Below are 22,289 nucleotides of genomic sequence, written 5' to 3'. Positions count from 1 at the left end.
CGATATCCCCCTTTTCTGGGAAAAGATTTGTTTAACAGCCTTAATTATGCCGCTTTTGTTTTTCATTTGCCGAAACGGTCCTAATCTATTAATTATATGAACACGATTAAGCCATGAATTGAACTCGTACCTAACTCACAACACTGCGATTGGTGTGGCCCGTCACGGTTACATGTACAGAAGCATGGAAAAAGCTATACAAGCAGAGAACAGCCATTGAGCGCTTCAAAGCTAAAAAAAGAGTTTTTTCAACTAATAATAATTTCAGTTATTGAACAGGCGAAAAAGCTAAAAAACATTTCGATCTTATTATGTTTGTTTATATTGATAATGCTTTGAAATTAGCATTTGAGTGCCTCAATCAACAAATGTACAAAAAAAATCAAGCTGTTATTCGTTTTTTGAAATGAATGACTTAAATTCTATCACTCTAACCACGGCAAACTTTTATGGTATGGAATTGATTCGATTTTAATAGAGATTGAGATGTGGGTATTAATATAGGAATGGGAATAAATAGTAATGGTATCCCGTTTGAGATATGACAAAGTATTCCCCAAGGTCGAGTAATTAGTCTTTTTCAAGAGAATTAGTAGAGAAAAACCCTTTGAAATGTTGGAAAAATAATAAGTTCTTCAATTATCTATAAATTTAATGTTTATCTTTATCTTTATCTTTGAAGCCATAATATTTTATTCAATCAAACACGATTGTTTTATTGCCATGAATAATAACTCTATCTTCAATATGCCAAGAAACAGCTTGGGCAAGAACCTGTCTTTCTACATGACTTCCGGTAACCTTTAATTCTTCGATTGTATGTCTATGATTAACCCTCTTTACATCTTGCTGAATAATCGGTCCTTCATCAAGATCATTCGTAACATAATGAGCAGTTGCTCCAATTAACTTAACTCCCCGGTTATAGGCCCTCGCATAAGGGTTTGCACCGACAAACGCCGGTAGGAAAGAATGATGAATGTTAATAATTTGATTTGGGAACTCCGATACAAATGCAGGAGAAAGAATTTGCATATATCTAGCCAAGGCAATGAAGTCTACTTTCCCTTTCAATAGATCTAGTGCTTTCTGTTCTGCTTGTTGCTTCGTTTCATGAGCTAAAGGAATATGATAATAAGGGATGTCATAACTTTCAACTATTTTTTTAAAATCAGGATGATTACTGATCACCATCGGGATTTCCACTGGAAGTTCATTCGATTTCCAACGCCATATAAGCTCCATAAGACAGTGATCCATTTTGGATACAAAGATGGCCATTCGTTTTCTTTTATTATTACCGCTTAAGCTCCATTCCATCGCGTAAGCCTGGGCCAACACATGTAAGTCCTCTTCAAGTTTTGCATAGGAAGCATCAAAGTCGTTTAAATCAAATTCGATTCTCATAAAAAACATACCTGATTGTGGATCCGTCGTATGTTGGTCAAAATGAACAACATTTGCTCTGCTTTCTAATAAAAGGTTGGATACAGCCGAGATAATACCTGGTTTTTCTGGACAGGATATTAATAATTTAGCACGGTTTACATTCACTTCTTTATACAATGGAATCTCACCATCCTTTAGATTTGTAATTAAAATATGTAAAAACTTTCAAATTCAGAATGCTGGCCACACAACCGCTATAGGTGTCCAAACAATACCGTCACTACAATTTCATTACTAGTAATCTTGAACTACGGTAAAGGGAGGGCGGTAGACCTTAAAATTGACGCTTTCTCTTCCACAATTTCACACCATAAGTTTTCAGAGTGATACTGCCTAATGCCTTGCTTCTCCAGCTATCAAATGGTTCATCTCAAGGAAGAAGTATTCAACTCTTCTTTTAAGATTATAATAACTATGCGTGTATTTCCTTATCATATACCGCTAGGGCAGCTTCCCCAATTGCTTCCGCTAATGTAGGGTGAGGGTGTATCGTATGCGCAATATCCATAGCTGTTGCATTTAATACACGTGCAAGACCAGCTTCTGAAATCATATCGGTTACATGAGGCCCAACCATATGCGCTCCTAACAACTTACTAGACTCTTCTTCAACAACGAGTTTAACAAAACCGTCTGATTCACCAAAAACAAGAGCCTTTCCAATTGCACGGAAGGAGAACTTCCCTGTTTTTACTTGATACCCTTTCTCCCTCGCATCCTCTTCTGTTAACCCAACACTAGCTACCTCCGGGTTACTATATATGCATTTTGAAACAAGAGATTGATCAAGCGGATCAGGGTTTTCTCCTGCCATATGTTCAATTGCGATGATCCCTTCATGTGAAGCAACATGGGCAAGCTGTAATCCTCCAATCACATCTCCAATTGCATAAATGTTTGGCTCATTCGTTTGATAATACTCATTTGTTTGAATAACATGTTCGACTTCAACTTTGGTATTTTCAAGGTGAATGCCTTCTATGTTTGCTAATCTTCCGACAGATACTAATAATTTTTCCGCTGTAAATGTCGTGTCTTTCCCCTTATATTCCGCCTTTATAGAGACACCCTCACCTTTTTCTAACGATTCTGGAAGCAACTTTGCCCCTGTTACGATTTTCACACCTTTTTTCTTCATTAGTCGCTGTACTTCCTTTGAAATATCTTTATCTTCCGTCGGTAAAATGCGATCGGCATACTCAATCACAGTCACCTCTAATCCAAAGTCAATAAGCATCGAAGCCCATTCTATTCCAATAACACCGCCGCCAACAATAATGATGGAATTTGGGAGCACTTTCATTTGTAGCGCTTCATCAGATGTCATCACATATTCGCTATCTGCTTCTAGGCCGGGTAATGTCCTTGGACGGGAACCTGTAGCTATTAAAATATTTCGAGGGTTTAATATTGTTTCCCGTTCATCATTATTCAATCTCACTAAAACATCCTTTGACTGTAAAATACTCCCTTTTCCTTCAAACACATCTATTTTCCCTTTTTTCATTAAATGTTGTACACCTTTAAATAAGCGTTCAGTAATTTCTTCTTTCCTGGCCTGTACTTTTGAGAAATCCAGCCCAACTTCAGGTGCAATAACACCAAATTTATCTGCATTCTTTGCATTGGAATAGACCTCTGCACTTCTTAATAATGCTTTACTTGGAATACAACCTGCATGAAGGCAAGTTCCACCAAGTTTACCTTGTTCAACTACCGCCGTTTTGAATCCTAATTGAGACGCGCGTATGGCCGCAACATATCCACCGGTGCCGCCACCGATGATAACAACGTCATATTGTTTATTCACCTAATTCTTCCCCCTTTGGTTTTCGATAGATATGTGGATATTGTAAGAAAACTACTAACTTATTAAACACGATCTCTTCTATTAATAGGTAAACGATCACGATACTTTAATTTATTTCAATGGCACATGCACTGGATGCAAAGCTTTCTCCAACAATAAAGCCACTATCATCTATATAATCAATTTGTGTTTCTTCATCTAAATAGCGTTTTGTAAAATGATCTAATCTAAGCTGAACTCCCTCATATTCAATAATTACATCATTTCTGCGGGGCTCGTCCAATAAGAGGGAGAACTTTACCGACACCCCGCAGCCGCCGGCAATATCAGCGTCAATGCGAGGAATTTGCTTACCTTTACATGTCATTTCCTTCAGTTTATTCATGGCTGCCTCTGTTATTTTTAATTTAGCTATCATCTGCTTCTCCCCTTTCTTAATGGTTTAATGAAAAAAGATTACGCATTAGCTTTAGTTGCACGAACTTGTTCATCTGCGTGATAGGAGGAGCGAACAAGCGGACCGGCTTCGCAATGACTAAACCCTTTTGACATGGCAATGTTTTTCAGTTCTTCAAACTCTTCTGGACTCCAATATTTTTCAACCTTCAAATGTCGTTTAGTCGGCTGCAAGTATTGACCAATAGTCATAATGTCCACATCGTTAGCACGAAGATCATCCATTGTTTCCATAATTTCTTCTTTTGTTTCTCCTAGACCAATCATAATGCTTGATTTCGTAGGAATAGTTGAATTCATTTGTTTTGCCCGCCGTAAAAACTCTAATGAACGTTCGTAAGTTGCACGAGCACGAACTTTTTGGGATAAGCGTTTTACTGTTTCAATGTTGTGATTCAATATGTCTGGTCTTGCATCCATTAATGTTTTTAAATTGTCATATTCCCCATTCAGATCCGAGGGGAGAACTTCAATGCTGCAAAATGGATTTTGCCGCCTCACAGCATTTACAGTTTCTGCAAATACCTTTGCTCCGCCATCATTTAAGTCATCACGAGCAACTGCGGTAATCACCACATGCTTTAGGTTCATTTGCTTTACTGATTCTGCGACACGTTCGGGTTCTTCCCAATCTAGCTCTGATGGTAGCCCTGTTTGAACTGCACAGAACCTGCAAGCTCGCGTACATACACTTCCTAAAATCATGAAAGTTGCCGTTTTTCGTACCGCCCAGCATTCATGAATGTTAGGGCATCTCGCTTCTTCACAAACAGTATGAAGTTTTTTTTCACGCATCATTTTCTTTAAGCCAGTATATTGTTCATTCGTATTTAATTTAATTTTAAGCCATTCCGGTTTACGAAGATCTTTGATGGACATTTTATTTCTCACTCCTATGAGAATGTATTTTAGCTTGAAAGAGGTTGTTCAATTGCCTAAAAAAGACCGATAGAGTTTCTCCGTTGCTCTGTCTTTTCAGTTCACCAGACTATTTTCTCCTTGCACCTCTTGGCACTTTTTTCATCCTTTTTAAACATGCTTATGAAACCACCTAGAATGAAATATCGAAATTCATTTCTTCATATTCCATCCTTGGCGGTTCATGTTCATTCATTTATGACGTTACCGTTGCTTCCTCTACTACTTCTTTGGAATAACGCAAGATTGGTTGTCTAGCAGCTTGGACCTCATCCAATCGCCCAATCACTGTAGTATGTGGTGCTTCTAAAACAATCCCTGGGTTTTCTTCCACTTCTTTGGCAATTGTAATCATTACATCCGCAAAAGCATCAAGTGTTTCTTTCGACTCTGTTTCAGTCGGTTCAATCATCAAACATTCTTCAACATTTAATGGGAAATAGATGGTCGGCGGGTGGTAGCCGAAATCTAGCAGGCGTTTTGCTATGTCAAGCGTTCTTACACCCAGCTTTTTCTGATTGGATCCGGATAGGACAAATTCATGCTTGCAAATTTGTGAATAAGGCGCTTCAAAATATGGCTCCAATCTTTTACGAAGATAATTAGCATGAAGCACGGCACTTTCTGATACTTGGCGCAGCCCTTCAGGCCCCATCGTGCGAATATAAGTATACGCCCGTAAGAGAATTCCGAAGTTTCCATAATACCCTTTTACCCTTCCGATAGAGTCCGAATAATTCGCGTTCAGCACATATTTATCACCTTCTTTTTCGATGCGCGGTACTGGCAAGTATGGAGTAAGTTTCTCTTTCACACCGACAGGACCTGCTCCTGGGCCGCCACCTCCATGAGGAGTCGTAAACGTTTTGTGAAGATTTAGGTGTACGATGTCAAAGCCCATTTGACCTGGTGTTGTTTTACCTAAAATGGCATTTGCATTCGCTCCGTCATAATATAAAAGGCCCCCTGCGTTATGAACAACCTGAGCGATTTCCACAATTTCTTTTTCAAAAAGTCCAAGGGTATTCGGATTAGTCAGCATAAGCGCAGCTGTATCAGATCCCACATGTTTCTTTAATTCTTCTAAGTCTACTAATCCATTTTTATCGGATGGAATCGTGATCGTTTGAAAACCAGCAACACTTGCACTTGCAGGATTTGTACCGTGCGCTGAGTCTGGAACAAGTACTTTCGTTCTGGTTTCACCTTTATGAGCATGATACGCTTTAACCATCATTAAACCTGTCCATTCCCCTTGAGCACCAGCAGATGGCTGTAAAGTTACAGCATCCATTCCTGTAATGACAGCTAGCTCTTCCTGTAATTCATATAAAACCTCTAATGCTCCCTGTACTGTTTCAACGGGCTGATAAGGATGAATGCGGCTAAATCCTTCCAAACGTGCCACATCTTCATTTATTTTCGGATTGTACTTCATCGTGCATGAACCCAGAGGATAGAATCCATTATCGATTCCATGGTTTTTATTAGAGAGCGCTGTGTAATGGCGGACAAGCTGCAACTCTGATACTTCTGGCAGCTCAGCAGGTTCGTCACGAATTAAATGCTTTGGAAATTTTTCATTTATATCAACATAATCAACATCACTATCTGGAAGACTTGATCCCACTCGTCCTGGACGACTTATTTCAAAAATTAACTCATTATATTCAACCATTTACAATCGCCTCCAAAGCATCAACAAATTGGTCAATTTCTTCTTTTGTTCGCTGCTCAGTCACAGCTAGCAGCATTTTATTTTCAAAACCGTAATCACTTTCTAAATCAAATCCACCGATAATACCCGCCTTAAGAAGTTTTGCATTGACTTCCTTTACCGGACGAGGAAGCCCGACAACAAACTCATTGAAGAATGGTGCTTCATTGTATATAGTAAAGCCTTTCTGCTCTAGGATTTTTGCCATGTAATCAGCTTTCTCAATGTTTAGCTGTGCCATTTGACGAATCCCTTGCTTTCCAAGTGATGTCATACAAATAGAAGAGGCAAGAGCATTTAATGCCTGGTTGGAACAAATATTGGATGAGGCTTTATCACGGCGAATATGCTGTTCACGTGCTTGAAGTGTTAACACAAATCCACGCTTTCCTTTTTCATCTGCTGTTTGGCCTACAATACGTCCTGGGATTTTGCGCATGAGTTTTTTATTTACCGCAAAATAGCCGCAGTGTGGCCCGCCAAAGGACATCGGGATTCCTAATGGCTGCATATCACCTATCACAATATCTGCCCCAATTTTCCCCGGAGCCTGCAAGAGTGCTAGTGCAAGAGGATTGGCGCTTACGATTAAAAGGGCACCTTTTTCTACTGCAATTTTCTTAATTGCATCTATATCCTCAATGGAACCGAAGAAATTTGGATATTGAACAATTACGGCAGCAGTGTCTTTGTCAATTTGTTCTTGAAGCTTCCCTAAATCCGTAATCTCACCGGCAAGATTCACTTCCTCTGCTGTGTATCCCGGACCTGCTGCTACTGTATGTAAAATTGCACGGGATTCAGGATGTACCGCTTTGGATACAAGGACTTTTGAACGTCTTGTAGATGTAACAGCAAGTGATGCAGCTTCTGCAAGTGATGTAAAACCATCGTACATGGAAGAGTTAGCCACATCCATTCCTGTCAACTCACAGACCATCGTTTGAAATTCAAAAATTGCTTGTAATTCACCTTGACTGATTTCCGGTTGGTAAGGTGTATAGGCCGTGTAAAATTCGGAGCGTGAAATCATATGGTTTACCACACTTGGAATGTAGTGATCATATGTACCCGCACCTAGGAAAGTCGGGTAATGATTCGCATTTTTGTTTTTTGTAGCAAGCTGGTTCATTCTTTTCAAAAGAAGCGGTTCAGGAACAGCCTTTGGGATGTTTAGCTCACCCTGCAGCCTAATTTCAGCTGGAATATCTTCAAATAACTCATCTATAGAAGAAATATCTAAAAATGAGAGCATTTCGTCTTTATCTTGTTTCGTATCAGGAAGGTATCTATAAGTGGCTGTCATATTATTCCTCTCCTTCATTAGTAAATGCTTGATACTCATCTTCGTTTAGAAGTGAGTCTAGCTCTTCTGGATTGGACATTTCTACTTCGACTAACCACCCTGCTTCAAATGGATGCTCGTTAATTGTCTCTGGGGCACCTTCTAACTCTTCGTTTACAGTAACCACCGTGCCTGAAACAGGTGAGTAAAGTTCGGAAACTGCTTTAACTGACTCGATCGTTCCCATCGATTCATTGACTGTTACTTCATCATCAATCTCTGGATTTTCAACAAAGACGATATCACCTAATGCCTTTTGTGCATAATCAGAGATTCCAATACGTACACGATTTCCTTCTAATTGTTGGACCCATTCATGTTCTTTGCTATATCGAAAACTTGATATTACTTTCGTCATTGTATTTTCCCCTTTTCTTTTCGTTTTTTAACTATTGGTATAATTCAGAATATACTTTAGGTAATTTAACTCTTAGGTAATCGATTTCAGGCTGCATGCCAGGTAACGGTAATTGACTCAAGAAAACTACTCGAAAAATCTATTAAAATATTTCCGCTTATCTTTTGTAGAATGGTGTATTAACAATAACGGCTTCAATCTGTTTATTTCGGATTTCCACTTTTATCGGCGTACCCACTTCAGCTTGACCGGATGATACCAAGGCGAGACCTAAGCTTTTCTTCAAAGATGGTGATTGTGTTCCTGATGTAACAATACCTATTTCCGCTCCATCTTTAGAAATTACCTTGTAACCATGACGCGGAATCCCACGGCCTGTTACTTCAATTCCTACTAATTTTCGTTTTAATCCAGCTTCTTTTTGTTCTGTAAGAGCAGATTTTCCGATAAAGTCACTTTCTTTATTCGTCTTTACGACAAAGCCGATTCCTGCTTCAAGCGGGCTGATGTCTTTACTTAGTTCTTGGCCATAGAGTGCAAGACGTGCTTCAAGACGAAGCGTATCCCGTGCACCTAGTCCGCATGGTTTTAATCCACTCGTGGCTCCTGCTTCTAAGATCTTTTCCCAAAGTACTACCGCTTTGTCTGCGGATAAATAAATTTCAAATCCATTTTCTCCTGTGTAACCTGTACGGGATACAAGTACGTCGGTAATCCCAGAGATGTTGACATGCTGGGCGAATTTAAAAGAACCAATTTCTGATAAATCTATTTCCGTTAACTTTTGCAAAATGCTTTCTGCCTTAGGTCCTTGGATGGCAAGTTGAGCAATGTCTTCTGAAATATTCTGGAGCGCCATCTCTCCTTTTACTTGCTGCTTCATCCATTCGTAATCTTTCTCAATGTTTGCAGCATTAATGACAAGTAGATATTTTTCATTATCTAATTTATAAACTAATAAATCATCGACCGTTCCACCGTCTGGATAACACATTGCGGTATACTGTGCTTGATTGATGCCAAGCTTTGTTACATCGTTTGTAACAAGGTAGTTAATATAACTCTCGGCATCTTTCCCTTCCACAAGTACTTCTCCCATATGAGAAACATCAAAAAGTCCTGCTTGAGTTCGAACAGCCTCATGCTCTTCTAAAATGCTGGTAAATTGAACCGGCAGAGCCCAGCCACCAAAATTTATGACTTTTGCTCCGTATTTTTCATATACTTCAAAAAGCGGTGTTTGCTTTAATGCTGTTTCAATACCCATGGTTTACCCCCAATTATGATTTTCTGCAAAATAGTTCAACTGTTACTGGTTTCTTTATTGCCAGGAGACATATCTCGCTGTCATGGCCGTTGCTCAGGTTTTCTGCAAAGGCATAATTCCATTAAGCTGTCCCTTTCTTTACACAGTAATTGGCTGTTGAAATAACGGATAACCATCACAAATCCCTTTGGTCGTTTCTCTTGCTTCCTGAAGAACGTCTTTATTCCCTTTACTCTTTAGAACGGTTGCAATCACTTCACCAATTTTCACCATCTCTTCTTTCTTCATGCCTCGAGTTGTTAAAGCTGCTGTCCCCATTCGGATACCGCTCGTAACAAATGGCTTTTCAGGATCATAGGGAATCGTATTTTTATTAACGGTAATGCCTGCGTCTTCCAATAATTTCTCTGCTTCTTTTCCTGTTAAATTCCACGGACGCAAATCTAAAAGGACAATATGATTATCTGTTCCACCAGAAACAAGGGCTGCACCTTCATTTTTTAATGTTTCGCCAAGTGTTGTAGCATTTTCAATGACTTGTTTCGCATAATCTTTAAAGCTTGGTTGTAAAGCTTCGTTGAATGCAACTGCTTTTGCTGCAATGATATGCATAAGTGGACCGCCTTGAATTCCAGGGAATACGGATTTATTAATCGCTTTGATAATTACTTCATCGTTTGTTAAAATGATGCCCCCCCGAGGTCCTCTTAATGTTTTATGAGTTGTACTTGTCACAACATCCGCATATGGGATTGGGGATGGGTGAAGACCAGTAGCTACCAGACCGGCTATATGAGCCATATCCACCATAAGTTTTGCACCAACTTGATCGGCAATTTCTCTAAATCGTGCAAAATTAATCGTTCTTGGATAGGCACTGGTTCCTGCAATAATCAATTTAGGTTTTTCTTTCTTTGCGATAGCTTCCAACTCATCATAATCAATTAACTGAGTATCTTCTCTAACTCCATAGGACACAACTTCAAACCATTTTCCTGAAACGCTGACTGGGCTTCCATGAGTTAAGTGGCCACCATGTGAAAGGTCCATTCCCATCACCTTATCACCAGGCTGAAGCAGTGCGAAAAAAACTGCGAAATTGGCTTGTGCACCTGAGTGAGGCTGAACATTTGCATATTTGGCACCGAAAAGTTTTGTTAGCCGCTCAATAGCCGTTTGTTCTGCCACATCTACAAATTCACACCCACCATAATAGCGCTTTCCTGGATAACCTTCTGCATATTTATTTGTCATCACGCTTCCCATTGCCTCTAATACATCTGGGCTAACAAAGTTCTCTGATGCAATCAACTCCAGTGTTTGATGTTGACGTTGTCCTTCTTTTTCAATCGCTTCAAAAATGGTTAAATCATTTTGATGTAAACTCATTTAAATTTCCTCCTAGACATTTTTATTAATTCTGAATTTTCGTTTAATTACTAATTCCAATATGGTACTAGACACTAAATTTCTTGCCCGCTACAAGCCTGCTTTTCTATAAAACTGTTAAAAATAGTATGCTTTACAACCTTTTTTGCACGCAAAAAAGGACAGAAAAGGGTCGTAGCGTTCTCTACCCTTCTCTGTCCTTTTACCTGAGAGTTTAGCTCCATTTTTTAATAGAGCCTTTCCCCTTTGGTGGCGTATATGTTAATACGCGCTCTCCAGAGGTGCGTCCATTTGTGGTTCCATCTACCTGAGAGATTTGTTCCAAGGGTCTTTTTGGAACTTGCTCCTTCGGTGGCTTGTCGCTTTGCACTCTCCCACAACTGTCATCCGCTTATTCAATTTAGTACATTTAGAATAGTTGTTGAGCATAATTATGTCAAGCATTTTTGAAAGCGCTAACAATACTATTCTAAAATATTTATTTCGAATTATCATAAGATCAACCAGATATCTTTGTTTTTTTAAAACGGACAGATTTTTTACTCACCGAGTTGGAAAATATGGAGCGGCAACTATCTGGACAAACACCGCAAATAGAATCAAAGGATTTCTTGACTCTTAATTCCCCGCTATCTCTCTCTGATTCGCCTGATCCACCTTCGTTTTGCCCATCTTATAAATCGCAATCAGCATAATGAACCATACAGGTGTAACGAATAAGGCAACACGAGTGTCGTCCGCAAGTGCAAGAACCACAAGGACGAACGCTAGGAAAGCAAGGATCAAGTAATTGGAAATTGGATAAAGTGGTAATTTAAATTTGCTCTTTTTCACTAGATCTGGCCTTGTTTTACGGTATTTCAAATGACTGATGACTGTAATTCCCCAAATAAAGATGAAACATACTGTAGAAATACTTGTAATCAAGGTAAATACACCTTCAGGCATTAAATAGTTCAAAACAACGGAAATTAAAATGACAACAGTTGAAAAGAACAATGCATTGGAAGGTACTTTTCGGTCATTAAGTTTTGCAAACGGTACAGGTGCATTTTTATCTTTGGCAAGTGAATATACCATCCGGCTTGTACTGAAGATTGCGCTGTTACATGCCGAAGCAGCCGATGTTAGGACGACAAAATTAACGATACCAGCTGCACCAGCGATACCTACAGCCACAAATACTTGGACGAATGGGCTTTCCGTTGGGATGATTGCGTTCCACGGATAAACACTCATAATGACAATAAGTGCGCCAATGTAGAAAATTATAATCCGAATAGGAATATTATTGATCGCTTTGGGGATAACTTTTTCTGGATTTTCTGTTTCACCTGCTGTAAGTCCTACAAGTTCAATGCCCACAAACGCAAACACTACCATCTGGAATGAGAGGACAAAACCATTTATTCCATTTGGGAACATCCCTTCGTGTCTCCATAGATTCGTGAAACTTGCTGCGCCTGAATCAGTGGAAAAGCCTTTAATAATCATGAAAATACCGATAACAATTAGTGCTAGGATAGCGATGACCTTAATTAATGCGAACCAGAATTCCATTTCGCCAAAAAGTTTTACGGTTGCAAGATTCATAAATAGCAGAATGACTAGTGCAATTAATCCTGGCATCCATTGCGGTACGGAAGGAAACCAATACTGAGTATAAAGACCAACTGCCGTTAAGTCGGCCATTGCGATTGAAATCCAGCAAAACCAGTAGGTCCAGCCGGTTACAAATGCAGCCATATTACCTAAATAGTCTCTTACAAAGTCAACAAAGGAATGATAGTTCAAATTAGATAAGAGCAGTTCTCCAAGTGCGCGCATGATTAAGAAGCAAATGATGCCTGTAATCATGTAAGCAAATAGAATTGATGGCCCGGCTAAATGAATAGATTTTCCTGCCCCAAGAAATAATCCCGTTCCGATTGCCCCTCCAATAGCTATGAGTTGTACGTGCCTGTTTTTTAGCCCTCTATCCAACTTTTGTTCCTGCATAAGATTTCCCACCTTCTACTTTTTTAGGCTACTTGGAATTTTCCCCTTTTAAAGGGTCAGCCTTTCAATGAGTGTGAATTAATAGCGTACTGGAGACTGTCTCACCGCTGTAAGCGTTTTCTTTGATGGGTACTGGATATAGATTTTTAAACTAAAGCTACCAACCATTTTTGAAAATATAGCATTAATTGTACAAATCAAAGGATAGATCATTTATCTACAGATCTCAATTAACACTCCTCTCTTTTTATCTTCCCAAGTACAAAAAAGGGCAGAGGAAAGATAGGTATTTTCCTACCTTCCTCTGTCCTTTTACCTGAGAGTTTAACTCCTTCGGTGGCCTATGGCTCTCTTCAGAGACGCGTCCAATTGTAGTCCTTTTACCTGAGAGATTAGTTCCTGCTTTTATAGGATTTGCTCCTTCGGTGCTAAACATTGTTTAGACTCTCCCACAATCATCATCCGCTGATATAAAGTTGTTTTAATAGTTGTATATTATCGGTTTTTAATGGATATTTCAATGATTATCTGAAAAAACTCTATTTTCTGAAATCTAAAAATGGACAAATTTGAACTTTATGATCAGGATATTTTAGAAGTTATTAGCTATGAAAAATCAAGCTTATTAGCAGCTTTTCTATGTTGTTAGAAATCCCAAACTCGCTTATGTATATGCAAAAATATCGGCATTTTTCGATTGACAATACGGCAAAATTCAAAGCCGGGAGAGGAAATAATATCTATAGTTTTAACATAATTGATGTATGGAAAAAGAGAAAATTCGAGACTCGCGAAATTCCTTGCAGCAGTAAAGATTGTCTAGGAGCTTCCTCCCTAAGTTCAACAGTATTTTCAGAAGCCTGCTCTTCTTTAGCAACTTCCTCTTTGTCCCCACCACCAACTGTATTAGCTATGATGACAAATGCTAGAACCCATCCCCACCACTTCTTTGGCTTCTTTAGCTTGAGTTTCTTTTCCTTAACCATTTTAACCTTATACCCCCTTTACAGTTTTTCTGACGGACTGATGTAAACAAAAATAGAATAACATAATCTGGGTCAATAGGGTTTATATTTATCATCACGTATCCATTTTCACAATGCTTGACGTGTTAACGAAACCATTCCCGATTCATTTTACCAGCTTCTTTTAAAACATATTCATAAAGTATGATCAAATCTATATATACTTATTATTTTTGTATATTTCTTTTATAGATAGTAAGATATTTCACTAACAAATATTCACATCAAAAAAGGGAGGTGAATACTCAACTTAGCAAGTAAATATACCATTCGAAAGAAGTTTTGCTTTAAAATAGAAAAAGTCATTGGAGCTCATAGCAACAATGACTTTATTATATAATCACTTTTCTAATATAAAAAATGAATTCCATTAATCGTTAAATAGGAATAAAGAATGTCTTAAACAATTTTTTTAGTAAATCATACAATTTAAATATACTCGTTCTAATTCCTTTGGTTTAACAGATGTATTATAAGGCATATAAAGAGAAAGTCCCAAGTACTTAAATAGATGCGCTGTATACCTGTAAACAATGCTTCATAAAACCATAAAGCTTTTGAAAAATAATTTTCTTCATTCGCGGTCATTTATTGATATTCAATTCTGGTAAAAAAAAATGTACATTCAAGACACATCTGATTTAAAGTAAGGTGAACTTGTAGCAATAACTTCATTTGTTTCAACATTGCTGTATCCGTTTCTACGATTGATCATGTTTGGTTAGTACGGTTTCCAATATAGCTTAAAATTTCTGGTGAATTGATCAATGTTTCTGTTTCTTCTATATAATACTTTTTAACGAATCAATATATTCTAAGCATGGTGTAGCTCCGTACATTTCTTTAAAAAGACTCGTTAAGGACTTTTTATTCGCAAAGTAATAGAAAGATGCGAAAGAAAATTAAAGAAACATTTACTTTTTGCCCCTTCGGGCGTTTTATGTGCCCATATAATCGCACAGTTTGTGTCAACTCTACAATAGGTCTTATAGAACTAACCAATGGTTTGTCACCATTTTCAATAAACATATTAAATATTCCGCTATACTAAATCTTTTAAACTAGGCTGAATTTTAGAAGGCCGTTTTGCTTTTTAACTGTGCATAATCCATGTAAGAGTATAGTGGCATGGCAAGGAAAGCTACTTTAAAGGCGGTTAGTAAACTATCAAGCTTATCTTAATTTTTTTAAGGCACCGCTCCATGCAATCGTTTGATCTAACATTGCATTTACATTCCCAAGGTGTAAATCAGCTGGTTTAAACGTCTTGAAGTTTTCAAAGTCTGTAAATAGCGATAATGTTGGATTTACCCGAACGTCCGCAACTAGTAATTCCCCTAAGATGCCACGCAAATGTTCAGCTGCACGGGCTCCGCCAGTTGAACCATAGCTCACGATGCCCGCAGCTTTGTTGTTCCATTCATCACGTGCGGAATCAAGTGCGTTTTTTAGGGCCCCTGTAATACTGTGATTGTATTCTTGTACGATAAACACAAAACCATCCAAGCCAGAAAGTTTTTCTGACCAAGCTAATAATCCTGGTTCTTTACCAGTGCCTTCTCCAACAAATGGCAAGTTAAAATCTACGATATCGACGATTTCATAATTTGCGTCTTTTCGTTCATCAGCTATTTCTTTTACCCAACTTCCTACTTGTGGACTTACGCGTCCTATACGTGTGCTTCCTAAGATAATTCCGATATTTAATTTTCCCAATGTTTTCTCCTCCTCGTTAATGACTGGCAAATAAATTGGTTAAGAATAAAAACCTCATAATTTGTTTGATTACATATTTTCTATCTCTTCCACTAACGTGTAGTACCCACCTTCTGTTTCTTCAATGAGATGGTTTATTTTGTTAAGATGTTCTCTAAATTCACTTTTTTCTAACCAATTTTTATGAAAATCAATACTCTCAAAGGTAGTTACCATAATTGCCTTATTATTTTCTACAGAACGATGCCAACGACTGCTGATCCAACCAGGAACACCTTGTGATCCCTTCTTAAAATTGAGTAGTTCTTCAGCTTGGATAGCAACCAATTCATCTAGTTTGCCTGGTTTAGCTGTAAATACATTAATCCATACTATTGTATTACTTGATTTCATATTCATAATCTCCTGTCATTTAACATATTTTTTTCAATTCATTAATAATTGGCATCTCTTTTTATCATTAAAGGGTGTCAGTGCTGACTGTCATTATTTTTAATAAAAAACTAGGGAGTTAAAGCCCTAGTAAATATTTGCACACTCTCAGTTATAAATGCCTCCAGGGATACGGTTGGATAGTTTTCATCGGCATCCAGGTTGTTCATAAAGGCTCCAAAATTCATCATCATGAACGACAGTGCCTGAAGCTCTGGTTCAGTGTGAATAAGCTTTCCTTTCTCATACATCGTGTTAAAATAGTTTGTTAAAATTTTCAGTAACTGTCGAGGGTGCTTTTGTGTTTTTTCTCGAAACCCAGGTAAATTGCCTTCCTCCTTGATACTTATCATAATCATTTTACGGTTACGATTCATGATTTCATGATATGTTCGACTGATCAGTTGTAAGTCTGAATGTAAGTCCCACACGATTTGCTCTTCATTAAAAAGTATTGTCATCTCTTCGGCATAATGATATCGATCAAATGCTGTTTCTAGAAGATTTAGCTTGCTTCCAAACCGACGAAACAGTGTTTTTTCACTCAAACCTGCGGCACCAGCAATTTCCTGAGTAGTAACAGCATTGTATCCCTTCTCTGCGATTAGATCGATTGCCGCCAACAGCAGCTTATCATCGGTACTTAGCTTATTACTGCTGCTCATGCTCTCACTTCCCCTGAATAGACTGTCAGTACTTACTGACTTTATGTTTTATTCTATTCAGCTGTTTTAAAATTGTCAAGGAAATATTTCCAGCAATACATATTCTTTTTAAGACGGTAGGCCAATCCAAATGATAGAAACTTATTGGGGAATTAACACCAAGCCCATTCAGGAAAACTAATAATAGACGGACCATTTTGCTCCGCCTGATTGCTAGAATATTTTTTTCTCATTCAACTCGAGCGCTAATTCTTTAAAGAACTGTAGCGATTCTGGATTTCCCATGGAGTCTGCATTCACTACTTTATCAAACTCGAAACCTAATAACACTTTACGTATCGGGACTTCCATTTTCTTTCCGTTCAACGTTTTAGGAATTTGTTCAACGACATGGATTTGGTCAGGGATAAAGCGAGGGGACACATGCCCTCTAATTTGTTCCTTGATTTTTGCCGTCAATGCTGTATCCAGGCCATTACCGGGTTTAAGGACAACGAACAGCAGCAGTGAGGAACCGCGGCCAAGCACTTCCCTATCAATGACAAGGCTTTCCATCACCTCGTCGATCGCTTCGACGACCCGGTAGATATCACTAGTTCCCATCCGAACACCAGAACGGTTGATGGTCGAGTCGGAACGACCATAAATGATACAGCTGCCCTTGTCGTCAATCTTTATCCAATCACCATGTTTCCATATGCCAGGATACGTATCGAAATAACTCTCGTAGTATCTTGTCCCGTCATGATCATTCCAGAAGTATAGCGGCATGGATGGCATCGGTTTGGTAATTACCAATTCACCGACTTCATTAATCAATGTTTGACCATGCTCATCAAAAGCTTCCGCACAAACACCCAATGCTCTTCCTTGTATCTCTCCGATTCTTACGGGCAATGTTGGAACGCCACCTACAAATCCGGCACAAACATCGGTTCCGCCACTGGATGAACTGAGCCAGATATCCTTCTTGACATTCTCATACACCCATTTATAACCGTCGCCAGACAATGGAGCCCCAGTTGAAAAAAGAGCCTTCAATTTCGATAAATCATATTTTCCCATTGGCTTGTTTCCTAACTTCATGGAATTCGTAAGGAATGGTGCACTTGTTCCAAAGAAAGTCATGCCTGTATCTTCAGCCAATTCCCAAAGGGCATCCATATTCGGAAAAGAAGGACTGCCGTCATAAAGGACGATGGTCCCTTCATTAAGCAAACCGCCCATAAGGAGATTCCACATCATCCAGCCTGTCGTCGTAAACCAGAATACAGTATCCTCGGAAGTCATGCCTTGATGGATTCTTGTTGATTTTAAATGCTCCAATAATATACCGCCATGCCCTTGTACAATTGGTTTTGGCATTCCGGTTGTGCCTGATGAATAGAGAATCCAAAGCGGATGATCGAACGGAACATTTTCAAAAGATAATTCTGTCTTTTCTTTTAAAAGGTCATCCCAAGGAATCGTATCTGCCAGATTCACTTCCAAAATCTTTTTTTCTATGTAAGGTACCAGCACGGTATGCTTTACAGTGATCAATTCCTGTTTAAGCTGGGCGACGACTGATGTTTTATCATATACATTTCCATTGTACTGATATCCATCAACAGCCAGTAATACAACCGGTTCAATCTGTTTGAAACGATCTATGACGCTTCTTGCCCCAAAGTCAGGTGAACAACTCGACCAAATGGCACCTATGCTTGCTGTTGCCAAGAAAGCTATGACAGCTTCAGGTATGTTTGGCATATAGGCAACAACACGGTCACCGGATTTCACACCAAGTTGCCTTAATGAATGGGCGACAGAAGCTACTTTTTCTTTCAGCTCTTTCCAGCTGACTTCCTGCTGCCTGATATGTTCGGAACGGAAAAAAATCGCCGTTTTCTCTTCTTGCTCATTCCATAATGCATTTTCAGCATAATTAAGCCTTGCCCCCTCGAACCATTTCGCACCTGGCATTGATTGCTCCGCTAAAACCCTGTCATATTTCCTGGCTGCTTTTACATCACAATAATCCCAAATTGAAGCCCAAAATTCCTCCAGTTCATCTACCGACCATTTCCATAATTCATGATAATCATGAAACGTTAAACCTTTCTTTTCTTTTAACCATTTCACATATTGAGTCAATACCGTTTGCTCGATTTGTTCCTTTGTCGGTTCCCAAATGATTTGTCCATCTGTAAGCGATTTCATACAATCATCTCCCTTAGGTATCAAATGCGTCATTGAATCATTTCATAATATTGGTAGTTTACTTAAATTGTAATCTATGTGTATAAAACCGTCAATTTACACTAAACTAAATAGGCTCGTATTTATGCATGGGCAGGTTAATAGAGAAACATGTCCCTTTCCCTTGTACACTCGACACATGTACCGTTCCTTCCATGCTTTTGATAACGCTATATGAAACCATCATTCCTAATCCCGTCCCTTTATTCTTTGTCGTGAAGTAAGGTTCACCTAAACGGTATATCTGTTCCTGTGTCATTCCAATTCCCTGATCTTGGATCTTAATTTGGATGGTGGAGGCAGCATGAATTAAATCTATGTATATTTCGCCAGCATGGTCCATCGATTCTATCCCATTCTTTAAGATATTGAACAAGCACTGCTGGAATTTCTTCCTTTCCCCCATGATATAATAAGCTCCATCTTCGAATAAGGATAATTTCAATTCAGTTCCATTATTGCTAGCCAAGGGTTTTATGCTGTTCACGACATGCTGAATTTCTTCTGATACCCTTAAACGCTCCGTGTTTTCAGGGCTTATGGCAGCAAACGTCAAATAATCATTAATGACATCCGTGGCCCGATCCAATTCCTTCAGTGCAATATTTGCATATTTGACCTTTGTATGGGAAGACACGTCTTCACTTAACATTTGAATATATCCCCTGGTAACCGTAAGGGGATTTCTGACTTCATGAGATATGCTTGCAGCCAGATGACTAACGATCTGCAATTTTTCCGCTTTCACTAATTTTTCGAGAACCTGAAAATTAGTGAGGATGACCTCCCATAGTAAGATTACAACAACGATTCCAATGACTTGGATCGTGAAGTATTGTTTCCATATGCTTATGCCGATAGTAAGTTCAAATACGACTGTTGAAATAAACTGCGTAAGAATATGGACAATGAATATTAATGATGTGCCAATAAGGATTTTTTTACTGACAGACATTTTTAGATAGTACTTAGATATAAAAAACAGGGAAATTCCCATTAGTGGAAAAGTGATGCATGATATATAAAATCCATTATCACCCCCTGATAAATAGCGGATAACAAGAGTGATGACTATCAATATGATTCCTAACCGGTAGCCTCCATATAAACCGCCTAATAGAAAAGGGATCCATCTAAGATCCCAAACAAAATCCTTTTCTATAACAACGGGAAATAACATGCATAGAACAAGTGAAAGAATAGGGAAAATCGATAGGAAGGATCCTTTTAATGCATCTAAACGGTATACGTACTTCACTAGATAGCTCATTTGCAATAAAAAGATCGGAAAAAGGATAATTAAAAAGTTAATCAGTAAATCTTTTGTCATAAGATTCATTTTTACACCGAACTTTCGATATTTTTCGAAGATTTAGACAGGTATATCAATCTTAACAAGATAGAGAATAATAAGCTAGTGAAATTAACATGAAGGAATTAAAAGTTTCCTCTTCCGCCATCCAGGAAAATACCCGTTCGTAAAGTGTACTTTTACGAACGGGTATTTTCCCTCAGATTGGTAAAAATATTGAATTTTCTACTACTCACCTGTTAAACAATGAAACTCCAATACTTCTGGCATAGACGCTAATGCTCTTCCCAAAACTTCCATTTTTTCTAATAGACCAATTTTCAATTAGTATTAATGGGGAGAAGAAACGCTATTGATGGAAATATGGGCTGATTGGTATAAATGATCAGTCCATTGAATATCGCAATTTTTTCCAGAAAAGCTCCCTGTACAGAAACCCTTTTAGATATAGAAGTAAGATGTTACAGTTCATTCACTCTCATGGTTCTTGTATGTTTTCCCATCATGGTAATAAAGTTCTGAACCTAGATGAACATTTTCATTTTCTTTCAATTGACGAATAAGTTCTTTACTTTTTGTTTTATTCATTTCTTTATACCAGGTTCCTTGTGGATATAGAACAGTGATCGGCCCATGCTTGCATTGGCCGTTGCATAATGTTTTTGTTGTGTGAATCTTTTTTTGTAGTTCTAAGTTTTTCAATTCCCCTCTAATGGTTCTCTGTTACTTCTTCTGCTCCATTTTTCGTGCATGTTTTCCCGTTGCAAATTAATAGATGTTTGCTAACCCCATCTAAGTTCATAAGAAATCCCCTTTTTCCTTTTTATTTGACCTCTTTAACAAATGGATAGCTATTGACTTTACATCAAATTTAAATTCTCCCCACACTTTGTAGCAGCCAGTTTTATCAAATTTCATTTCAATAGGATGTTAGGAAACAATTAACGACCAGGGTTATAATAAACCATACCCCGGTAAAGTATATGTTATTCTAAACGAAATCGTGATTCAATATTAAATGTTATTGTACATGTCTGGATTAAATTCCACTTCAACAGTTCCTGAATCCAAGTTTTCTTTCACAGTGTTAACTCTAGGCAATTTCTCTACACTGCCTTCAATCGCTTTAATGCAATGCCCACAAGACAAAAAAGCCAAGGTTCCTTAATAATAAAGAAAAGAAGTGTGGTTATCATCTTCATAGGACTTCTCGATATAATAACCTATTTGTAGATTAATGAAAAAAAGCCAGTCCTTGAAAAAGAACTGGGCTTATTGTTATAAAAGTTAAAAGTCAACCCTATCAATTATATGTTTTTGCACCTAAATATCTTTCTGACCAATAGCTATTATTCATCGAAGTAATACTTACACCTTTTGAAGAGGAACTATGAATGAATTGGTTCCCTCCAATATAAATGCCCGCATGAGAGGCGCCAGGTTTATAGGTTTCAAAAAAAACAAGATCCCCAACTTTTGGTGAAGAAACCTTTTTCCCCTTCTTATACATTTCCGCAACAGTTCTAGGCAAAGTCACATCGGTACTTTTTTCGAAAACATATTTTAAAAATCCGCTGCAATCAAAACCTTTTGGTGTACTCCCTCCCCATACATAGGGTACACCCAAATATTTTTTAGCGTTACTTACCAGATTAGTAGATGAATTACCGTTTGACTTTTGAGCAGTTTTTTTCGTAATCCCCAAAGCCTTATATGTATTCGGACCTACAATACCGTCAGCTTTCAAGCCCTTCTTTTTTTGAAATTTCACTACCGAACTTTTAGTGACTGTGCCAAAATATGTAGTAGTGTTTTTATTAGTGAAGTACCCTTTATTCTTTAAAACCCCTTGTAATTGTTTTACTTCGGTATGAGTCATTCCACTTTTTAACGTACGATCTCCTAATGCAGCATTACTTACCAAAGGATTCGAAAGTAACAATCCCGTCACAACTACTGAAGCAATAATTTTTTTCATTTACTATTTTCCCCCGATAAAATCTCTTTTTTATAATTTTATCATCCTTAAGTGACACACATATTTTCCTTAATTTACATTATCATTACAAAATTATGCAGTATTTGAGCAGAAGTGACAAAATATCTATAATACCCCAAATATCTTCCGGAAATTGATATGTTCTTTGGTAGATTTTAAATTACTAACAGAACTTAAAATTGTGGGTATCTT

Annotated in this window: 18 protein-coding genes, 2 pseudogenes and 3 riboswitches; all 20 genes and pseudogenes read right to left on the bottom strand. The window is 38.1% G+C overall.

Annotated features, from left to right (window positions below):
- Positions 1-696 precede the first annotated feature (696 nt).
- Positions 697-1,566, bottom strand: a complete 870-nt coding sequence (gene purU / locus ACSR9O_RS07675) for a formyltetrahydrofolate deformylase (protein WP_402942856.1) — start codon at positions 1,564-1,566, stop codon at positions 697-699.
- A 295-nt stretch (positions 1,567-1,861) separates the two neighbouring features.
- Positions 1,862-3,259 (bottom strand): dihydrolipoyl dehydrogenase, encoded by a 1,398-nt coding sequence (gene lpdA / locus ACSR9O_RS07670; RefSeq protein ID WP_491724227.1) that lies wholly within the window; start codon positions 3,257-3,259, stop codon positions 1,862-1,864.
- Between the two features lie 106 nt (positions 3,260-3,365).
- Positions 3,366-3,677, bottom strand: a complete 312-nt coding sequence (locus tag ACSR9O_RS07665) for an iron-sulfur cluster biosynthesis family protein (RefSeq protein WP_101222135.1) — start codon at positions 3,675-3,677, stop codon at positions 3,366-3,368.
- Between the two features lie 38 nt (positions 3,678-3,715).
- Positions 3,716-4,594, bottom strand: coding sequence for a lipoyl synthase (lipA, locus tag ACSR9O_RS07660; RefSeq protein ID WP_101222134.1), 879 nt, complete (start codon positions 4,592-4,594; stop codon positions 3,716-3,718).
- 235 nt (positions 4,595-4,829) lie between these two features.
- Entirely contained in the window at positions 4,830-6,311 is a 1,482-nt protein-coding gene (gcvPB, locus tag ACSR9O_RS07655) for an aminomethyl-transferring glycine dehydrogenase subunit GcvPB (protein ID WP_491724226.1), read from the bottom strand.
- Positions 6,304-7,656, bottom strand: coding sequence for an aminomethyl-transferring glycine dehydrogenase subunit GcvPA (gcvPA, locus tag ACSR9O_RS07650; RefSeq protein ID WP_491724225.1), 1,353 nt, complete (start codon positions 7,654-7,656; stop codon positions 6,304-6,306). The genes gcvPB and gcvPA overlap by 8 nt, the downstream gene beginning before the upstream one ends.
- 1 nt (position 7,657) lies before the next feature.
- The gene (gene gcvH / locus ACSR9O_RS07645; RefSeq protein WP_101222131.1) at positions 7,658-8,053 is read right to left on the bottom strand and encodes a glycine cleavage system protein GcvH; all 396 of its coding nucleotides are present in this window, start codon (positions 8,051-8,053) and stop codon (positions 7,658-7,660) included.
- 157 nt (positions 8,054-8,210) lie between these two features.
- On the bottom strand, positions 8,211-9,320 hold the full coding sequence (gene gcvT / locus ACSR9O_RS07640) for a glycine cleavage system aminomethyltransferase GcvT (RefSeq protein WP_101222130.1): 1,110 nt from the start codon (positions 9,318-9,320) through the stop codon (positions 8,211-8,213).
- Between the two features lie 138 nt (positions 9,321-9,458).
- Positions 9,459-10,709 (bottom strand): serine hydroxymethyltransferase, encoded by a 1,251-nt coding sequence (glyA, locus tag ACSR9O_RS07635; protein WP_101222129.1) that lies wholly within the window; start codon positions 10,707-10,709, stop codon positions 9,459-9,461.
- 184 nt (positions 10,710-10,893) lie between these two features.
- A riboswitch (glycine riboswitch) is annotated at positions 10,894-10,998 on the bottom strand.
- Between the two features lie 329 nt (positions 10,999-11,327).
- Positions 11,328-12,707, bottom strand: a complete 1,380-nt coding sequence (locus ACSR9O_RS07630) for an amino acid permease (RefSeq protein WP_101222128.1) — start codon at positions 12,705-12,707, stop codon at positions 11,328-11,330.
- A gap of 302 nt (positions 12,708-13,009) precedes the next feature.
- Positions 13,010-13,066, bottom strand: a riboswitch (glycine riboswitch).
- 3 nt (positions 13,067-13,069) lie between these two features.
- Positions 13,070-13,169, bottom strand: a riboswitch (glycine riboswitch).
- A 278-nt stretch (positions 13,170-13,447) separates the two neighbouring features.
- On the bottom strand, positions 13,448-13,693 hold the full coding sequence (locus tag ACSR9O_RS07625; RefSeq protein ID WP_101222127.1) for a hypothetical protein: 246 nt from the start codon (positions 13,691-13,693) through the stop codon (positions 13,448-13,450).
- A 1,212-nt stretch (positions 13,694-14,905) separates the two neighbouring features.
- On the bottom strand, positions 14,906-15,448 hold the full coding sequence (locus ACSR9O_RS07620) for an NADPH-dependent FMN reductase (protein WP_491725457.1): 543 nt from the start codon (positions 15,446-15,448) through the stop codon (positions 14,906-14,908).
- Between the two features lie 69 nt (positions 15,449-15,517).
- Positions 15,518-15,841: an antibiotic biosynthesis monooxygenase family protein gene (locus tag ACSR9O_RS07615; protein WP_230176296.1), complete on the bottom strand. Its 324-nt coding sequence runs from the start codon at positions 15,839-15,841 to the stop codon at positions 15,518-15,520.
- A 110-nt stretch (positions 15,842-15,951) separates the two neighbouring features.
- Positions 15,952-16,545, bottom strand: coding sequence for a TetR/AcrR family transcriptional regulator (locus ACSR9O_RS07610; RefSeq protein WP_101222124.1), 594 nt, complete (start codon positions 16,543-16,545; stop codon positions 15,952-15,954).
- A 213-nt stretch (positions 16,546-16,758) separates the two neighbouring features.
- Complete coding sequence (locus ACSR9O_RS07605) at positions 16,759-18,747, bottom strand: acetoacetate--CoA ligase (protein ID WP_230176297.1); 1,989 nt, start codon at positions 18,745-18,747, stop codon at positions 16,759-16,761.
- Between the two features lie 106 nt (positions 18,748-18,853).
- Positions 18,854-20,056: an ATP-binding protein gene (locus ACSR9O_RS07600; protein WP_491724224.1), complete on the bottom strand. Its 1,203-nt coding sequence runs from the start codon at positions 20,054-20,056 to the stop codon at positions 18,854-18,856.
- A gap of 273 nt (positions 20,057-20,329) precedes the next feature.
- Positions 20,330-20,404 (bottom strand): annotated as a pseudogene (locus ACSR9O_RS07595) (Lrp/AsnC family transcriptional regulator); the annotation flags it as partial.
- Positions 20,405-20,566: 162 nt separating this feature from the next.
- Complete coding sequence (locus ACSR9O_RS07590; RefSeq protein ID WP_157830984.1) at positions 20,567-20,800, bottom strand: hypothetical protein; 234 nt, start codon at positions 20,798-20,800, stop codon at positions 20,567-20,569.
- Between the two features lie 330 nt (positions 20,801-21,130).
- Positions 21,131-21,256, bottom strand: a pseudogene (locus ACSR9O_RS07585) (cation transporter); the annotation flags it as partial.
- 145 nt (positions 21,257-21,401) lie between these two features.
- The gene (locus tag ACSR9O_RS07580; RefSeq protein ID WP_101222120.1) at positions 21,402-22,076 is read right to left on the bottom strand and encodes a C40 family peptidase; all 675 of its coding nucleotides are present in this window, start codon (positions 22,074-22,076) and stop codon (positions 21,402-21,404) included.
- Positions 22,077-22,289 lie beyond the last annotated feature (213 nt).

It is taken from the genome of Peribacillus sp. B65 (genome assembly GCF_058513295.1).
The sequence above is the reverse complement of the archived record's forward strand: the minus strand, read 5'-3'. Positions and strand labels throughout refer to the sequence as shown.

Bases quoted from the DNA above. Each gene is read 5' to 3' on its own strand.
- ACSR9O_RS07665 (WP_101222135.1), bottom strand. From the start codon at position 3,677: ATGATAGCTAAATTAAAAATAACAGAGGCAGCCATGAATAAACTGAAG.
- lipA (WP_101222134.1), bottom strand. From the start codon at position 4,594: ATGTCCATCAAAGATCTTCGTAAACCGGAATGGCTTAAAATTAAATTA.
- gcvPB (WP_491724226.1), bottom strand. From the start codon at position 6,311: ATGGTTGAATATAATGAGTTAATTTTTGAAATAAGTCGTCCAGGACGA.
- gcvPA (WP_491724225.1), bottom strand. From the start codon at position 7,656: ATGACAGCCACTTATAGATACCTTCCTGATACGAAACAAGATAAAGAC.
- gcvH (WP_101222131.1), bottom strand. From the start codon at position 8,053: ATGACGAAAGTAATATCAAGTTTTCGATATAGCAAAGAACATGAATGG.
- gcvT (WP_101222130.1), bottom strand. From the start codon at position 9,320: ATGGGTATTGAAACAGCATTAAAGCAAACACCGCTTTTTGAAGTATAT.
- glyA (WP_101222129.1), bottom strand. From the start codon at position 10,709: ATGAGTTTACATCAAAATGATTTAACCATTTTTGAAGCGATTGAAAAA.
- ACSR9O_RS07630 (WP_101222128.1), bottom strand. From the start codon at position 12,707: ATGCAGGAACAAAAGTTGGATAGAGGGCTAAAAAACAGGCACGTACAA.
- ACSR9O_RS07625 (WP_101222127.1), bottom strand. From the start codon at position 13,693: ATGGTTAAGGAAAAGAAACTCAAGCTAAAGAAGCCAAAGAAGTGGTGG.
- ACSR9O_RS07615 (WP_230176296.1), bottom strand. From the start codon at position 15,841: ATGAAATCAAGTAATACAATAGTATGGATTAATGTATTTACAGCTAAA.
- ACSR9O_RS07610 (WP_101222124.1), bottom strand. From the start codon at position 16,545: ATGAGCAGCAGTAATAAGCTAAGTACCGATGATAAGCTGCTGTTGGCG.
- ACSR9O_RS07605 (WP_230176297.1), bottom strand. From the start codon at position 18,747: ATGAAATCGCTTACAGATGGACAAATCATTTGGGAACCGACAAAGGAA.
- ACSR9O_RS07600 (WP_491724224.1), bottom strand. From the start codon at position 20,056: ATGAGCTATCTAGTGAAGTACGTATACCGTTTAGATGCATTAAAAGGA.
- ACSR9O_RS07580 (WP_101222120.1), bottom strand. From the start codon at position 22,076: ATGAAAAAAATTATTGCTTCAGTAGTTGTGACGGGATTGTTACTTTCG.